The sequence below is a fragment of the Geomonas silvestris genome, from assembly GCF_014193515.1.
GTDB classification, from domain to species: Bacteria; Desulfobacterota; Desulfuromonadia; order Geobacterales; family Geobacteraceae; genus Geomonas; species Geomonas silvestris.
The window spans coordinates 38991-53867 of the sequence record NZ_BLXX01000002.1; the positions used below are offsets into that span (position 1 = coordinate 38991).

Consider the following 14877-nt stretch of genomic DNA (forward strand, 5'->3'; position numbering starts at 1 on the left):
CCTCTACGCCAAATGGCGTACCTGCGCAAATTAGCACAGCGCCGTCGGCGTTGCAAGCTAATTACGCAGGTCTCCCATGAGAAGGCATCCGGGTAAAACCGCTTATTTTGCCAGCAGTTTCTTGATGCGTTCCACAGCCTCCATGGCGTCCTTGGCGTAGAGGTCGGCGCCGATCTCGTCGGCGTACTGCTGGGTGACCACGGCGCCCCCCACCATGGTGAAGGTCTTCACCCCTTCGCGCTTCAAAAGCGCGACCACCTCTTCCATCTGGGCCATGGTGGTGGTCATGAGGGCCGAGAGCCCGACGGCGTCGACCTTGTGGGCCTGCGCCTCGTAGAGGATCCGGTCCGCCGGGACGTTCTTACCCAGGTCGATCACCTCGAAGCCGTGGTTCTCCAGAAGCGTCACCACGATGTTCTTGCCGATGTCGTGGATATCCCCCTCGACGGTCGCCATGAGGATGCACCCGAGGGAGGCGAGCCCGCCGCCGGAGAGTTCCTGCTTCAGGCGGGTGAAGGCGGCCTTCATGGTGTCGGCGGAGAGCATCACCTGCGGCAGGAAAAACGCCCCCTTGTCAAAGCGCCTTCCTACCTCCTCGAGCCCCTTCAAAAGCGCCTCGGAGCTCACCTCCATGGGGGTGAGCCCTTCGGCGAGCGCGATCTCCACCAGGCCGACCACGTTCTCCAGGTCGCCGTCGATGACCGCCTTGGCCAGGCGCCCGCGGATCCCTTCCGGCTCGGCAGCAGGTGCGGTCGGGGCGGCCTCGGCGACCACATTCTTGTAGGCCTCGATGTAGCCGGCGGCGTTGGGGTCGCGCCCCAAAAGCACCATGGCCGAGCGCCAGGCGGCGAGCATCGGGGCCTCCTTCACGTTGACGATGGCGGCGGAAAGCCCCGCTTCCATTGCCATGGCGAAGAAGGTGGAGGAGATGAGCGGCCGCGAGGGGAGGCCGAAGGAGATGTTGCTGACGCCGAGCACGGTGTTGAGCTTGAGCTCGCAGGTCACCTTGCGGATCGCCTCGAGCGCCACCAGGGCACCCTTGGGCTCCGCGCTCACGGTGAGGGTGAGGCAGTCGACCACCAGCTGGTCGCGGGAGATCCCCGCTTTTGCGGCGGCCCGGGCGACCTTCTCGGCGATGGCGACGCGACCGGCGGCCTGCGCCGGGATCCCGGCCTCGTCGAGGGTGAGGCAGACAAGCGCCGCGCCGTACTTCTTGGCGAGCGGCAGCACCGCGGCGAGGCTCTTCTCTTCGCCGTTCACCGAGTTGATGAGGACCTTGCCGTCGGCCGCCTTAAGGCCCGCCTCGAGCGCGGCCGGCGAGGAGGAATCGAGCACCAGCGGGGTCTGCACCGCCCCCTGCACGCAGAAGACCGCGCGCTCCATGGCCGCCGGCTCGTCGATGCCGGGGGTGCCGACGTTCACGTCGAGAAGCGTCGCCCCCAACTCGGTCTGCTCCATCGCCTCGCGGCGGATGTAGCTCACCTTCCCCTCCCTCAACTCCTGGGAGTAGAGCTTCTTGCCGGTCGGGTTGATCCGTTCCCCGATGAGCGCCGTTTTCTGGCCGGCGCCGATGGCTGCGAAGGAGCCGCGGCTGGAGAGCCAGGTGACGCCGGTCTCGGGGGCGCGGCTGAAGGGCTTCTGCTTCCCGGCAAGCGCCGTTTGCATGACGGAGATGTGCGCCGGCGTCGTGCCGCAGCAGCCGCCGATGATGCGCACGCCGAGTTCGATGAGCCGGTCGTGGTAGGCGGCCATCTCGTCGGGGGTGCCGGGGAAGACGGTCTTGCCGTCTTTCAGGACCGGGAGCCCCGCGTTCGCCTGGCAGATGAGCGGCAGACGGGTCACGCGGCGCATGGCGGAGAGGATCTCGTAGATGCCGTCCACCCCCAGGCCGCAGTTGGAGCCGACGATGCTCGCGCCCACCGCTTCGAGGGTGATGGCTGCCGATTCCGGCGGGGTGCCCAGCACGCTTCTCCCCTTCTCCTCGAAGGTGAGCATGGCGATGACCGGGATCTCCTGGGAGATCTCGCGGATGGCGATCACCGCGGCGCGGATCTCCTTGATGTCCAGGAAGGTCTCCAGGGTGAGCAGGTCGCAGCCGGCGTCGATGAGGGCGGCCGCCTGGGCCTTGAACATCTCGCGCATCTCGTCGAAGGAGAGATCCCCCACCGGTTCGACGAAGCGCCCCGTGGGGCCCATGGAGCCGGCCACGTAGGCCTTGTCGCCGGCCACCTGCTTGGCGATCTCCACCGCCTTCTGGTTGATCTCCACCAGCCGGTCGGCAAGCCCGTAGTGGGAGAGCTTTTCGGCGGTACCGCCGAAGGTGTTGGTGACGATGATGTTCGCGCCGGCGTCCAGGTAGGCCTGGTGCACCCCGGCGACGATTTCGGGGGCGGTGAGGTTCAGCTCTTCCGGCGACTGCCCGGGCTTCAGGCCGCGCTCCTGCAGCATGGTCCCCATGGCGCCGTCCAGGATCAGTACCCGCTCTTCGATCGCCTGCATAAACGGCTTCTTCATCGTTACCCCCTCCAAAAGCAAGTTCTACGTTCTAGGTTCTAGGTTGAAAGTTCGGTGTTCAGGAAAAGAAAATGGCGTCGATTACGGCGCCGGGTGGTTCGTGGTTCCTGCTTGTGCCGGGGGACTGGTTCCGCCAGGTGCCTGTCCCCTTAGGTTTAGACCTCATACGGCTTTCCGCCGACTCTCCCTCCCCGAGGGCCAGGGTGAGGGGGAAGCCGAAATAACTGGCCATGCCCCTGCGTGACAGCCTCACCCACCCCCCTGCCCCTCCCGTCAAGGGCGGGGGTGAGGTCGGGTTCCCGGCACTATTTACCCGGCTTTGCAGCCTTCTCGCCCTTTGCTGCTTTCCCGGGCATTCCGCCCTTGTTGGCCTTCTCGCCCTGCGGCTCCACGCCTACCGGCGCGCCCTCCGCTGCCGGCTGCTCCAGCGAGAGGTCCGGGGCGAGCGGGGATCTCAGGTCGAGGTGCCCCTTCAGGGTCTCCGGCGCTACCCCGTTCACCAGGATCTGCACCTTCTTCACCTGCGGGAAGTTCGCGGTCACGGTATCGACGATGGAATAGGCGGCGACCAGCTCGGCGGAACTCCCCTCGGGAAGCCCTTGCTGCAGCTCGGGCCCGAAGTCGATGAGCGCCAGGTCCCCCTTGAGCTGCACCCCCAGGATCCGGGTGTTGGACGGCAGGGTCGGGCCGAGTTCGCCCAACGGGCCGCGCACCAGTTCGTCCACCACGCCCTCTATGTCGGCCTCGGTCTCGTCCTCTATCTCGACCTCGCGCCCCTCGCGCGCCAGGCGGTCGCCATCGGAGGAGGCGAAGAACAGGTTGACCACGCGGGTGGCAGCCGGCGCGGGCTCACTCTGCTGGGGCTGCTCCGCCTTGCGGTGCGCAGTCTGGTACTTCTTCACTACCAGCGCGCCCACCACGAAGGCGAAGACCACGAAGGCCAGTACCAGTATTCCCTTTGCCCTGCTAGGCTTCTTCCTCACCGACCCCTCCGTCTTGCAGTTCCTGCTCCAGGTTCACCTGGTAGACATCGCCCAGCCGCCCGCCCAGGAACCGGTTGCCGACCCGGATGAAGCCGGCGGGGATGTCGGATACGTAGTAGTGGTGGTTCCCCTGCTCCCCGTCGGGACGCAGCAGGTGCGATTCCGAGAGGATCCGGGCCACGGTGATGGCGGTCTGTTCCGCCGAATCGACCAGGGCCACGTCGGGCCCCATCACCTCGGCGATCACATCCTTGAGGATCGGGTAGTGGGTGCAGCCGAGCACCAGGGTGTCCACGTTCTGGTCCTTCAGCTCCTCGAGGTAGATGCGCGCGGCGAGCCTCGCCACCTCGTTGTCCACCCACCCTTCCTCGGCGAGCGGCACGAAGAGCGGGCAGGCCTTGGTGACCACCTCGATATCCGGGTTGATGCGCTTGATCGCCTTGGTGTAGGCGCTGGAGCCGATGGTCCCGGCGGTACCGATAACCCCGACCTTGCCGCTGCGGGTGACCTGGCAGGCGGCGCGGGCCCCCGGCTCGATGACGCCGACCACGGGGATGGGGAGCTCCCTCTGCAGCTGGGAGAGCGCGACCGCCGAGGCGGTGTTGCAGGCCACCACCAGGAGCTTGATGTCCCGGCTCAAGAGGTAATTGGCGATCTGGCGCGAGTAGCGGATCACGGTCTCGGGGGACTTGGTGCCGTAGGGGACGCGCGCGGTATCTCCGAAGTAGATGGTGTCTTCCTGGGGGAGCGAGCGGACCACTTCCTTGAGGACCGTAAGGCCGCCCACACCCGAATCAAATATGCCTATTGCTTTCCACGCCACAAAACTCTCCAAACACGCAAGCTTTAACCACGGAGGGCACAGAGGCACTCAGAGGAAAACCCTTAACCTTTAACTTTCAACCTTTAAACCCTTAAAAGCCGACCACAGAGTAACACAGGGGGAACTGCGAGAGGTACACCGGGTAAACCCTAAAGTCTTTGGGTCTCGACGTCCTGTTTTTGCCTTCCTCTGTGTTCCTCTGTGCGCTCTGTGGTTCATGCTCTGTGGTTCATGCTTTGGGAACAGCGAGAGAATCGCACAGGCTAAACCCTTAAATCTTTAAGTCTTTAAACCCGTTTTTGCCTTTCCCTGTGTTCCTCGGTTTTCCCTCAGTGTCCTCTGTGGTGAGCTTTTCGCCTTTGTTTAACAGAAGAGCTGGACGAGCGGCACAGCCAGGAACACTGCGGGGAGCAGGTTCCCGACCGGCAAGCGCTTCAGCCCCAAGAGGTCGAGCCCGATAGCCACGATCAGGAGCCCCCCCACCGCGTTCATCTCGCGCACCACCGCCGGGGTCAGAAGCTGCTGCGCCGCCGTGGCGCCCAGGGTGATGCTCCCCTGGTAGAGCAGAAGCGGCCCCGCCGAGAAGAGCACCCCCGCCCCCAGGGTAGAGGCGAGCGCCACGGAGGCGACGCCGTCCAGGGCCGCCTTGGCGTAGAGGATCTCGGGGCGCTGCCCCAGCCCGTCCTGCAGGGCTCCCATGATCGCCATGGCACCCACGCAGTAGAGCAGGCTCGCCGTCACGAACCCCTCGGCGATCTTGCCGCTCCCCTTGAAACGGCGCTGCAAAAGCGACCCGAAGTCCTCAAGGCGCGCCTCGATGCCGACCAGCTCGCCCAGAAGACCGCCGCCGATCAGGCTGCCGATCACGATCATCGGCTCCTGGCTTTTGAGCGCAAGCTGCGCCCCGATCAACAGCACCGCAAGGCCCAAGCCCGCCATGATGGTGCCGCGCACCCGCTCAGACAAAAGATGCCCGGCCTTGAGGCCCAGGCAACTTCCCAGCACGATTGCCGACGCATTTACCGTCGTTCCCAGCATAATCATCCAGCAAAGATAGTGAGTTGACCGGGGAAAGGCAAGGAAAAACCGACCCTCGCCGGCACCGCTACGGGTAGGGGGATTTTAACGTCGTATAACAGCATTCCATGTTGACAATTATATGCGAAAATGCTTCTATGGCGGCTCTCCCGTAAAAATGCCTAAGTATTTAATAAACAGTAAGAATTGGTCTTACCAGCTGTTTTATTTGGCCATACTTTGTTCTACTCTATTCAACCAGAACAGCAAAAGGAGAGTCAATGGAAGCACGGAAATTCAAGAAGGTCATGGCTGCCAACCGCGGGGAGATCGCCATCCGCATCTTCCGGGCCTGCACCGAACTGGGCATCAGCACCGTAGCAATCTATTCGGAGGAGGACAAACTCTCGCTCCACCGCTACAAAGCTGACGAGGCCTACCAGGTCGGCAAAGGGAAGAAGCCGATCGACGCCTACCTGGGGATCGACGAGATCATCGCGCTCGCCAAGAAGCGCGAGGTGGACGCCATCCACCCGGGATACGGGTTCTTGGCCGAGAACGCCGAGTTCGCCGAGAAGTGCGAGGCAAACGGCATCGCCTTCATCGGGCCCACCGCCGAAATGCAGCGCGCCCTGGGCGACAAGGTGGCCGCGCGCAAGGTGGCCAAGGCCGCCGGCGTCCCGACCGTGCCGGGGACCGAAGAGCCGATCCAGCACGAGGAAGACGCCCTCATCTTCGCCAAGAACTACGGCTATCCGATCATCATCAAGGCGGCCGCGGGAGGGGGCGGGCGCGGCATGCGCGTTGCGCACGACAAGAAGGAACTCCTCGAGGGGCTGCAATCCGCCTCCAGCGAGGCCAAGGCCGCCTTCGGCGACGCGTCGGTCTTCCTCGAGCGCTACCTGAAAAACCCCAAACACATCGAGGTCCAGGTGCTGGGGGACTCCTTCGGAAACCTGGTGCATTTCTACGAGCGCGACTGCTCCATCCAGCGCCGCCACCAGAAGGTGGTCGAGTTCGCGCCGTCTTTGGCCCTGCACGGCGACACCCGCCGCGCCCTGTGCGCCGATGCGCTCAAGATCGCCAAGCAGGTCGCCTACCGTAACGCCGGCACCGTCGAGTTCCTCTTGGACGAGGAGGGGCGCTACTACTTCATCGAGATGAACCCGCGCATCCAGGTCGAGCACACGGTGACCGAGATGATCACCGGCCGCAACCTGGTGCAGGCCCAGATCCTGATCGCCGAGGGGAAGAGACTCTCCCACCCGGAGATCAACATCCCGAACCAGGGTTCCATCGAGATGCGCGGCTACGCCATCCAGTGCCGCATCACCACCGAGGACCCGGCCAACAATTTCGCCCCGGACTTCGGGACGCTCACCACCTACCGCTCCTCGGCCGGTTGCGGCGTGCGCCTCGACGCCGGGAACGCCTTCACCGGCGCCCAGATCACCCCGCACTACGACTCACTCCTGGTCAAGGTCTCCGCCTGGGGACTCACCTTCCAGGCGGCCTCCCGGGTCATGGACCGCTGCCTGCAGGAGTTCCGGGTGCGCGGCGTGAAGACCAACATCGGCTTTTTGGAGAACGTGATCACCCACCCGGTGTTCCTGGCCGGCGAGTGCAACACCTCGTTCATTGACCAGCACCCCGAACTGCTGCACCTCAAGGAGAAGCAGGACCGCGCCAACAAGGTGCTGCGCTTTTTGGGCGACGTCATCGTAAACGGCTCTCCGGGTGTGGCTGCGCCGCAGCGCTCCGCCGAGATGATCGAACCGGTCGTCCCCGAGGTGGACCTCTTGGCCGCGCCCCCCAAGGGGACCCGCGACATCCTGCGCGAGCGCGGCGCCGAGGGGCTCTCGGCCTGGGTCCTGGAGCAGAAAGGGCTCCTCATCACCGACACCACCATGCGCGACGCGCACCAGTCGCTTTTGGCCACCCGGGTGCGCACCCACGACCTCCTGCAGATCGCACCCGCCACTGCGCGCCTGGGAGGCAACCTCTTCTCCCTGGAGAACTGGGGCGGCGCCACCTTCGACGTCACCATGCGCTTTTTGAGGGAGTGCCCCTGGCATCGGCTGCACGCGCTCTCCGAGGCGATCCCCAACGTGATGTTCCAGATGCTTCTGCGCGGCGCGAACGCGGTCGGCTACACCAACTACCCGGACAACGTGGTGCAGCGCTTCATCGAGGAGGCGGCCGAGGCGGGGATCGACGTCTTCCGGGTCTTCGACTCGCTCAACTGGACGCCGGGGATGGCGGTCGCTATGGAGGCGGTGAGAAAGAGCGGCAAGGTCTGCGAGGCAGCCATCTGCTACACCGGCGACATCTCGGACCCGACCCGCACCAAGTACCCGCTCTCCTACTACGTGAACATGGCGAAAGAGCTGGAGAAGATGGGCGCCCACATCCTCGCCATCAAGGACATGGCGGGGCTCTTGAAGCCCTACGCCGGCTACCAGCTGGTGAAGGCGCTGAAAGAAGAGATCGGCATCCCGATCCACCTGCACACCCACGACACCTCCGGAAACGGCGGCGCGCTGCTCTTGATGGCGGCCCAGGCCGGGGTAGACATCGTGGACGCGGCGCTCTCCTCGATCTCGGGGCTCACCTCGCAGCCCAACCTGAACGCCCTGGTGGCGGCCATGAAGGGGACCGAGCGCGACCCGCAGGTGAACGAGCGCGGCCTGCAGCAGCTCGCCAACTACTGGGAGACGGTGCGCGACTACTACGTGCCGTTTGAGAGCGAACTGAAAAGCTCCACCGCCGAGGTCTACCACCACGAGATCCCCGGCGGGCAGTACTCGAACTACAAGCCGCAGGTGGCGGGCCTGGGTCTCATCGACCGCTGGGAAGAGTGCAAGGAGATGTACCACAAGGTGAACCACATGTTCGGCGACCTGGTGAAGGTGACCCCCTCCTCCAAGATCGTCGGCGACATGGCGATGTTCCTGGTGAAGAACAACCTGCAGCCTGAGGACATCTACGCCGACGGGGCGGACCACGCCTTCCCCGAGTCGGTGGTCGGCTTCTTCAAGGGGATGATCGGCCAGCCCTACCTGGGTTTCCCCAAGGAGCTGCAGAAGATCATCCTGAAGGGACAGGAGCCGATCACCTGCCGCCCGGGCGACCTCCTCGAGCCGATCGACTTCGAGGCCGAGCGCGAGAAGGCGGCTGCCAAGGTCGGGCACCCGGTGAACGACAAGGACCTGATGTCCTTCCTCATGTACCCCAACGTCTACGTGGAGTTCGACCGGCAGCGCCAGGAGTACTCGGACACCTCGGTGATCCCGACCCCGATCTTCTTCTACGGCCTCGAGCCGGGACAGGAGACCTCGATCGAGATCCAGCCGGGCAAGACGCTGATCGTCAAGCTGAACGCGGTAGGGAAGACGCAGGCCGACGGCACCCGGCAGATCTACTTCGAGCTGAACGGCAACGCCCGCAGCGTGATGGTGCGCGACAATTCGGTGCAGAGCGAGGAGGCCTCCCACGAGAAGGCCGACAAGCACAACCCGAAACAGATCGGCGCCCCGATGCCGGGGAAGGTGCTCAAGGTGAACGTGAAGCCCGGCGACGCGATCAAGGCCGGCGACATCCTGGTGGTCACCGAGGCGATGAAGATGGAGACCAACGTGAAGGCCAAGGAGGACGGCATCATCGCCGAGGTGCGCTGCAAGGAAGGTGGCAACGTGGAAAAAGAGGAGCTGATCGTCGTATTGGCCTAGACAGTTTCACCACCACAGACGGGGTTATGACACATACAAAAGGAGGGCTTCGGCCCTCCTATTCTTGTCAGCATCCTCCTACGTCAAGCAGGTGACGCAGAAGATCCTGGAACCGGAGGATTGCCTGTTTCTTGGGCATTTTGCTGGAAATCAGCAAAAGTCGTCAAAATGAGACGTCGGGTGCTCCGTTTGTCCACATAGTTTTCCACAGGTGCGGTGGATAGCGGAGCATTCACTGGCAATCATCTACGCGCAAGGCTGGCTAACCTGCTGAAAGTTGTCCACTTTAAGGCGAACCAGGAGCGACCCGACAGATAATTGACGCCGCAGTAGCAGCTAGGTGACGCTTTTTCGCGCCGGCGGTAAGGATGGACTACAAGATTTCGGCAAAGCGCGCAGGGTCCTACACTGGGTGCTGCAGCGGGATCCGGAGAGGACACGGCGTGGGGATTGGGGCGCAGGCGGAGGAAGCACGGCAGGAAACCGAGGACGCAAGAAAGGCCTTAGAAGGAACACAAAAGGGGCGGCGAAAAATCGCCGCCCCTGGATCTGGTGGGCCGCCGCGGGATCGAACCGCGGACCTGATGATTAAGAGTCACCTGCTCTGCCAACTGAGCTAGCGGCCCAGAACGGAAATCTCAGCAGCCGGACTGCCGGCTGACCTGAACATACCGCAACTCAGGCTCCCTCGCAAGACTTATTTTGACATTTACGATACAGTCAATCGCAAACGCCAATGCAGCCGGATATCTCTACTTCTGCGCGGCAGCACCGGAGACCGTCAGTTCCTGGTGCGGCCACCCCTGCATGCCCCCCTCAAGGATGCGCATCCGCTTTTCGGCGACCCCCTTGCTCTTCAGGTAGTCCCAGGCGTTCTTGGCGCCGCCACCGCCGCGCGGGCAGACGATGACTACCTCGTGCTGGCTGGCGGCAATGACCGGGAGCACCTTGTCCAGCTTGGCGCGCTCGGCATCGCTTTTGGCGGGGAAGGCGTCGGTCTCCAGCGCGTTCTTGAAGTGGCGCTTGGCGAATTCTGCCGGGACCTGGATGTCGACGATGATCATCGGTTTGGCCTTTTCCAGAGACGCCTTGAACTCCTTGGTTCCGGTGTAGGTGTAACCGGAGGCGCAGGCGATGCCCCCCAGGAGCAGGGAGCCCAGCAGGGTAAACAGTAACGACTTCTTCATGGTGAAACTCCTTGTGGTTTGGCGTGCCGAACTCCAGCTCGGACCGCGATAATCCAATAGGACGCAGCGGCTTTTTCAGGCCATTTGATCGTCGAGCCCGATACGAGTGAATCCCCCTGAGGAAGGAGCAGTTGACGCAGCGAACGCGCAAATTGTCCGGCCGCCCGACGAAAGAGAAGGTTACCTCCCCGGCGATGCGGTACAATGTGAGCTGCTGGCAAATTAATTAACACAGGAGGTGTCTCACATGACCTGCACCATCGACCCGGCGGGGTTGATACGCACACTGGAGACGTCCACCGGTACTGTCCTGCTCGACGTGATGCTCCCCGAGCACTACCAGGCTCACCATATCCCCGGCGCCCTGAACGTCTGCGTCTACGAAGTGGTCTTCATGGAGACCGTGCGGCGGCTCATCCCGAATCCGGATACCCCTATCATCGTCTACGACACCAGCAGCCGCTCGCAGGCCTCCGAGTGTGCCGTGCAAAAGTTGACGGCGGGCGGCTACCGCAACGTCTGTGAATTGAGCGGCGGCCTCGAGGCCTGGCTCGCAGCAGGTCGGCCGCTGGAACCCGCGGGGGCCGCGCTGCAGGGAGATCCGGGGATCCAGGAGGGCAGCTACCGGATCGACCCGGAGAAAAGCCAGGTAGTCTGGACCGGGCGCAACCTGAACGGCAGGCACACCGGCACGCTCGCCATCTCGAGCGGCGAGATCACCATCGCCCAAGGGCAACTCACCGGCCGGATCGCCCTCGACATGAAGAGCCTCACCAACTCCGACCTGCAGCAGGCCGACTACCGCGACATGCTGATCAACCACCTGCTCTCCGAGGACTTCTTCGAGGTGGAGAAATACCCCCAGGCCGAGGCGCTGCTGAAGAGCTGGAGCCCGATCCCCGGCGCCACCCCGGGCCGGGCCAACTACCTCATCGAGGCGGATCTCACCATCAAGGGGGTCACCCACCCGGTGCAGCTTCCCGCACTGATCGCCCCCGACGCCGACGGGATCAAGGCCCAGGCGACCCTGGAGATCGACCGCACCCAGTGGAACGTCCGCTACGGCTCGGGAAGGCTCTTCGAAAAACTCGGCATGCACCTGGTGAACGATATGGTGACGCTGGATTTCTTCCTGCTGGCGGTGTAGCAAAGGCGCCTTCAATAGAAGGCGGATGACGCGGATCTTGCGGATCGGCGCGGGTAAAGCAATGATCGGCGTCGAGGCAAAACAAAAGGGCAACCATTAGCTGGTTGCCCTTTTGTTCGTATCTCAGGTTTTTACTGCGGACGAACGCTCTTACCCCAGCTGGCGCACCGCCTCGACCAGCTCCTCTCGGGTGAGCCCCTGCTTGACGGCTTCCGCGAAGGGGCCGCTGTCGGCCTGGTAGAGGTCGTAGCGCGGGGTACGCTCCTCGCTCCCCTCCTCTTTCACCAGGCGGTTCGCCACCACGCCGGCCTTCGAGAGCTGCGGTTGGGCGCAGCAGTTGGGGCAGCCGGAGATGGCCCAGGTCATCCCCTGCGCCGCCGGCCCCATGGCGTCGAGGAGCTCGCCGGAGATCTCGCGGGTCGGCGCGAGCCCCATGATGCACTCGTGGTTCCCCGGGCAGACCCGGAAGGTCACCCGCTCGCGCGGGGATTCGGCGGCAAAACCGGCCTCGCCCAAAAGCTGCAGGGCCAGGGTGCGCTGCTCCGCCGAGACGAGGTGCATCTCGATGTTCTGGTCGCCGGTTACCATGAGCTGGCCGCCGCAGTAGTCGCGCGCGATGCCGGCCAGGGTGGCCAGGGTATGGCAGCTCAGCTCTCCGGCAAATACGCGCGCCACCAGCCGCGCCTCCTCCTGGGGCACCGGGACGAGGCGCGCGGAGAGCGTCGGGGCGATGGGGAGCTCGTCAAACACGCCCGGCTGAGCGAAGACCATCTCCCTGAAGGCCTGCTCGCCGATCTGGCGCACAAAGTACTTAAGGCGTTTGGGCGGCGGGGTGTTCTCCCGGTAGAGCCGCGCGATGGTCTCGATGAGCGGCAAGAGGCTCTCCTCGGCCACGCCTTCGGCCAGGAGGAACCCCGGCTGCGGCTCGCGCCCCAGGCCGCCGGCGCAGTAAACGTCGAAGCGGTTTTTCCCCTCCTCTGATCCGGCGATGACCAGCCCCACGTCCTGGATCAGGTGCCGGCCGCTGGCGGTGTCCGCCTCGATCCCGACCTTGAACTTCTTGGGGAGGTTTTCGAAGCGGGGGTTCCCCGTGAAGTGGCGATGGATGCGCCGCGCCAGTGCCTCGAGCTCGGGCGCCGCTACGTTGGAAAGGGAGCCGCAGACCACGCCGCGCACGGCGCCGCCGCAGGCACCGCGGTTCACCAGGCCGACCGAGGCAAGCTGCGCCGCCACCGGCGCCAGGTCCTCCAGGGTAAGCCAGTGCAGCTCGATGCTGCCGCGGGTGGTGAGGTGCACCAGGCCGCGCGCGTAACGCTCGGAGATCTGCGCCACCTTGAGCGCCTGGTCCGAGCTGATGATGCCGGCGGCAAGCTTCACCCGCTGCATGTGGAATTCCTTTTGGCGCTGAGGGTAGATCCCCTCGAGGCGCAGTTTCTGGATGTCGATGGTCATCTGGTTTGCTATCTCCTGTATGCCGCCGTTTTTTTGTTATGCAGGGGGCGTTGCTGCGTGGGTTATTTCAGGAAGTCGAGGAGCTCCGCGATGAAGCGCTCCTTCGCCTCCAGGTGCGGGATGTGCCCCACGTTGGGGAGCTCGACGAGCTTCGCACCGGGTATCTGGGCGGCGGTCCTGCGGCCGAGTTCGGGGTACTGGCCGGCCTTGGAAAGCAGCTCCTTGGGGAGCCGGGCCTTCCCTACCACGGTCCGGTCCGACTGGCCGATCACCAACAGCGTCCGGGCCTTCACCTGGTTGAACTCGTGGCAGACCGGCTGTTCGTAGATCATCTGGTAGGTGAGCGCCGCCGAGAGCGCCAGGCGCGGGTACTCGCCGCTCAGGCGCTGGCGCAGCGCCGGCATGGCGAAGTACTGCTCGTACTCGGGCTGCCACTTCACGAAGTAGTTCTTGTTGTAGTTGCGGATCCCCTGCTCGGTCGCGCTCAGCTCAGCCTGGTAGGCGGCCTCCAGGGTCTGGTAGGGAACCAGGGCGCGGTAGTCCTCGAGCCCGATCGGGTCCTCCAGCACCAGCCTGGTCGCGGTCTGCGGGTACATGAGGGCGAACCGGGTAGCCAGCATGCCGCCCATCGAGTGCCCCACGACCGTCACCTCGTGCACCCCGAGCTGGTCCAGCACCTTCTTCGTGTTGGCCGCCAGGAGGTGGAAGCTGTAGTGGATGTCGGGCTTGGAGGACTTGCCGAAGCCGATCTGGTCCGGCACCACCACCCGGTAGCCCCGGGCCGAAAGCGCCGCTATGGTGTCCTTCCAGTAGGCCCCGAAGAAGTTCTTGCCGTGCAGAAGCAGCACCGTCTTGCCGTCGTCCTTGCCGGCTGCGGGCTTCACGTCCATGAACGCCATCCTCAAGTCCTGCCCCTCGATGCTGATCGGCAGGAACTGTACCGGGTAAGGGTAGTCGTACCCTTCGAGGGTGATGGAAAGCGGCTGGAGCTCCTCCGCCGCGGCAGGCGCCGGAAGTGCCGCACCGGCTACGGCCAGCGCCGCGGCCAGAAACACGGGGAACACGAGGTTAGCTTTCAAAGAGTTCATACAGTCTCCTTACCACCAGCGCCAAAGCGCCAGCACGAGGACGATCAAAAAGACGATAGTCAGGTTCATGTAGGCCATGAAGAAGAACACCCGCTCGTGCAGCGGGGCCTTGCGCTCCCCCTCGGCGACCAGGGTCCCGACCTCGGGGAGCCCCAGCACCTTGTCCTCTCCGTGCGGCGCCAGGTCCAGGGCCTGGGTCAGATCCATCCCCGCGTTGTGCCGCCCCATGTGCGCCCCCTGCTTCCAGAGCCGGCTCGCGGTGGCGTCGTAGATCTTCCCGTGGTAGGCGAAGTAGGCGGGGCGCCCTTCCTTGCCGTCGTAGCTCGCCAACTGCTCGGCGCTGAGCTCTCCCCCCGCGGGGAGATCCGCATCACCGCTGCGTTTCTTCGCCTTCAGCTTGGGGCCGATCACCGCCACCACGTAGGCCGCGGTGAGCACCATGACCAGGTAGAGGGAGACCTTCACCAGAAGCAGGATCCCGAAGCGGGTGTGCAGGAGGGTGTCCAGGGAATCGACCCGGAACCAGGTGAGCACCGCGCCGGTCAGCGCCATGACCGCCATCGACAGTACGCCGACGCGCACCTCGCCGCGCGGCAGTCCGCCCGCCGCGTAGGCCGGCTTTAAGACCAGGTGCACGTAGAGGATGGTGCCGAACCAGAGGATGGCGGTCAAAAGGTGCAGGTACCCCGCGACGAAGCGGATGCCCTTGGTAACCGGCGACGCCTGGTCCGGTGCGGCCTTGGCGCTGAGCGTCGCGGCAAACTCTTTGCCGGCAGCGGTCAGTTCGCCACCGCCACCCGGGTCGAGGTGGCAGGCGGCGCAGGCCTTGCCGGTCTGTTTGGCGTAGGCTTCGGTGGCGTGAGCGGCCAGGGGGTGGCAGTACAGCACAAGAAGGAATAAAGCACAAGTCCATAGAGTTTTCATGGGGGAAGATATAC

The 14877-nt window shown here is 64.3% G+C and carries 10 protein-coding genes and 1 tRNA gene; 2 read left to right on the plus strand and 9 right to left on the minus strand.

What is annotated here, in order from left to right; translation table 11 throughout:
- Nucleotides 1–102 precede the first annotated feature (102 nt).
- The 4 genes from GMST_RS03830 to GMST_RS03845 all read right to left on the minus strand — a co-directional run bounded on the left by GMST_RS03830 (nucleotide 103) and on the right by GMST_RS03845 (nucleotide 5358).
- Nucleotides 103–2514: a homocysteine S-methyltransferase family protein gene (locus tag GMST_RS03830; protein WP_183353308.1), complete on the minus strand. Its 2412-nt coding sequence runs from the start codon at nucleotides 2512–2514 to the stop codon at nucleotides 103–105.
- A 305-nt stretch (nucleotides 2515–2819) separates the two neighbouring features.
- A complete protein-coding gene (locus GMST_RS03835; RefSeq protein ID WP_183353309.1) occupies nucleotides 2820–3497 on the minus strand; it encodes a GerMN domain-containing protein in 678 nt (225 codons plus the stop codon).
- Complete coding sequence (gene murI, locus GMST_RS03840) at nucleotides 3481–4320, minus strand: glutamate racemase (protein ID WP_183353310.1); 840 nt, start codon at nucleotides 4318–4320, stop codon at nucleotides 3481–3483. Before murI ends, GMST_RS03835 begins: the two co-directional genes overlap by 17 nt.
- 363 nt (nucleotides 4321–4683) lie before the next feature.
- Nucleotides 4684–5358: a DUF554 domain-containing protein gene (locus GMST_RS03845; RefSeq protein ID WP_246399184.1), complete on the minus strand. Its 675-nt coding sequence runs from the start codon at nucleotides 5356–5358 to the stop codon at nucleotides 4684–4686.
- 260 nt (nucleotides 5359–5618) lie between these two features.
- Here GMST_RS03845 and GMST_RS03850 point away from each other — a divergent pair, with 260 nt between their 5' ends.
- The gene (locus tag GMST_RS03850; protein WP_183353312.1) at nucleotides 5619–9065 is read left to right on the plus strand and encodes a pyruvate carboxylase; all 3447 of its coding nucleotides are present in this window, start codon (nucleotides 5619–5621) and stop codon (nucleotides 9063–9065) included.
- 550 nt (nucleotides 9066–9615) lie between these two features.
- On the opposite strand, the gene GMST_RS03855 is transcribed toward GMST_RS03850, so the two are convergent.
- Nucleotides 9616–9691, minus strand: a tRNA-Lys gene (locus tag GMST_RS03855).
- Between the two features lie 126 nt (nucleotides 9692–9817).
- Nucleotides 9818–10252, minus strand: coding sequence for a rhodanese-like domain-containing protein (locus tag GMST_RS03860; RefSeq protein WP_183353313.1), 435 nt, complete (start codon nucleotides 10250–10252; stop codon nucleotides 9818–9820).
- Nucleotides 10253–10499: 247 nt separating this feature from the next.
- Between GMST_RS03860 and GMST_RS03865 the strand changes: the two genes are divergently transcribed.
- A complete protein-coding gene (locus tag GMST_RS03865; RefSeq protein WP_183353314.1) occupies nucleotides 10500–11399 on the plus strand; it encodes a YceI family protein in 900 nt (299 codons plus the stop codon).
- Nucleotides 11400–11549: 150 nt separating this feature from the next.
- Here GMST_RS03865 and GMST_RS03870 read toward each other — a convergent pair whose 3' ends face one another.
- The 3 genes from GMST_RS03870 to GMST_RS03880 form a co-directional block, all read right to left on the minus strand.
- Complete coding sequence (locus GMST_RS03870; protein ID WP_183353315.1) at nucleotides 11550–12851, minus strand: nitrite/sulfite reductase; 1302 nt, start codon at nucleotides 12849–12851, stop codon at nucleotides 11550–11552.
- A gap of 62 nt (nucleotides 12852–12913) precedes the next feature.
- Nucleotides 12914–13939, minus strand: a complete 1026-nt coding sequence (locus tag GMST_RS03875; protein ID WP_183353316.1) for an alpha/beta fold hydrolase — start codon at nucleotides 13937–13939, stop codon at nucleotides 12914–12916.
- Nucleotides 13940–13948: 9 nt separating this feature from the next.
- Complete coding sequence (locus GMST_RS03880) at nucleotides 13949–14827, minus strand: CopD family protein (protein ID WP_281379881.1); 879 nt, start codon at nucleotides 14825–14827, stop codon at nucleotides 13949–13951.
- Nucleotides 14828–14877: the final 50 nt, after the last annotated feature.

What these genes read in the sequence shown, in the direction of transcription:
- GMST_RS03860 (WP_183353313.1), bottom strand. Translation starts at nt 10,252, where the DNA reads ATGAAGAAGTCGTTACTGTTTACCCTGCTGGGCTCCCTGCTCCTGGGG.
- GMST_RS03850 (WP_183353312.1), top strand. Translation starts at nt 5,619, where the DNA reads ATGGAAGCACGGAAATTCAAGAAGGTCATGGCTGCCAACCGCGGGGAG.
- GMST_RS03875 (WP_183353316.1), bottom strand. Translation starts at nt 13,939, where the DNA reads ATGAACTCTTTGAAAGCTAACCTCGTGTTCCCCGTGTTTCTGGCCGCG.
- GMST_RS03865 (WP_183353314.1), top strand. Translation starts at nt 10,500, where the DNA reads ATGACCTGCACCATCGACCCGGCGGGGTTGATACGCACACTGGAGACG.
- GMST_RS03845 (WP_246399184.1), bottom strand. Translation starts at nt 5,358, where the DNA reads ATGCTGGGAACGACGGTAAATGCGTCGGCAATCGTGCTGGGAAGTTGC.
- GMST_RS03830 (WP_183353308.1), bottom strand. Translation starts at nt 2,514, where the DNA reads ATGAAGAAGCCGTTTATGCAGGCGATCGAAGAGCGGGTACTGATCCTG.
- GMST_RS03870 (WP_183353315.1), bottom strand. Translation starts at nt 12,851, where the DNA reads ATGACCATCGACATCCAGAAACTGCGCCTCGAGGGGATCTACCCTCAG.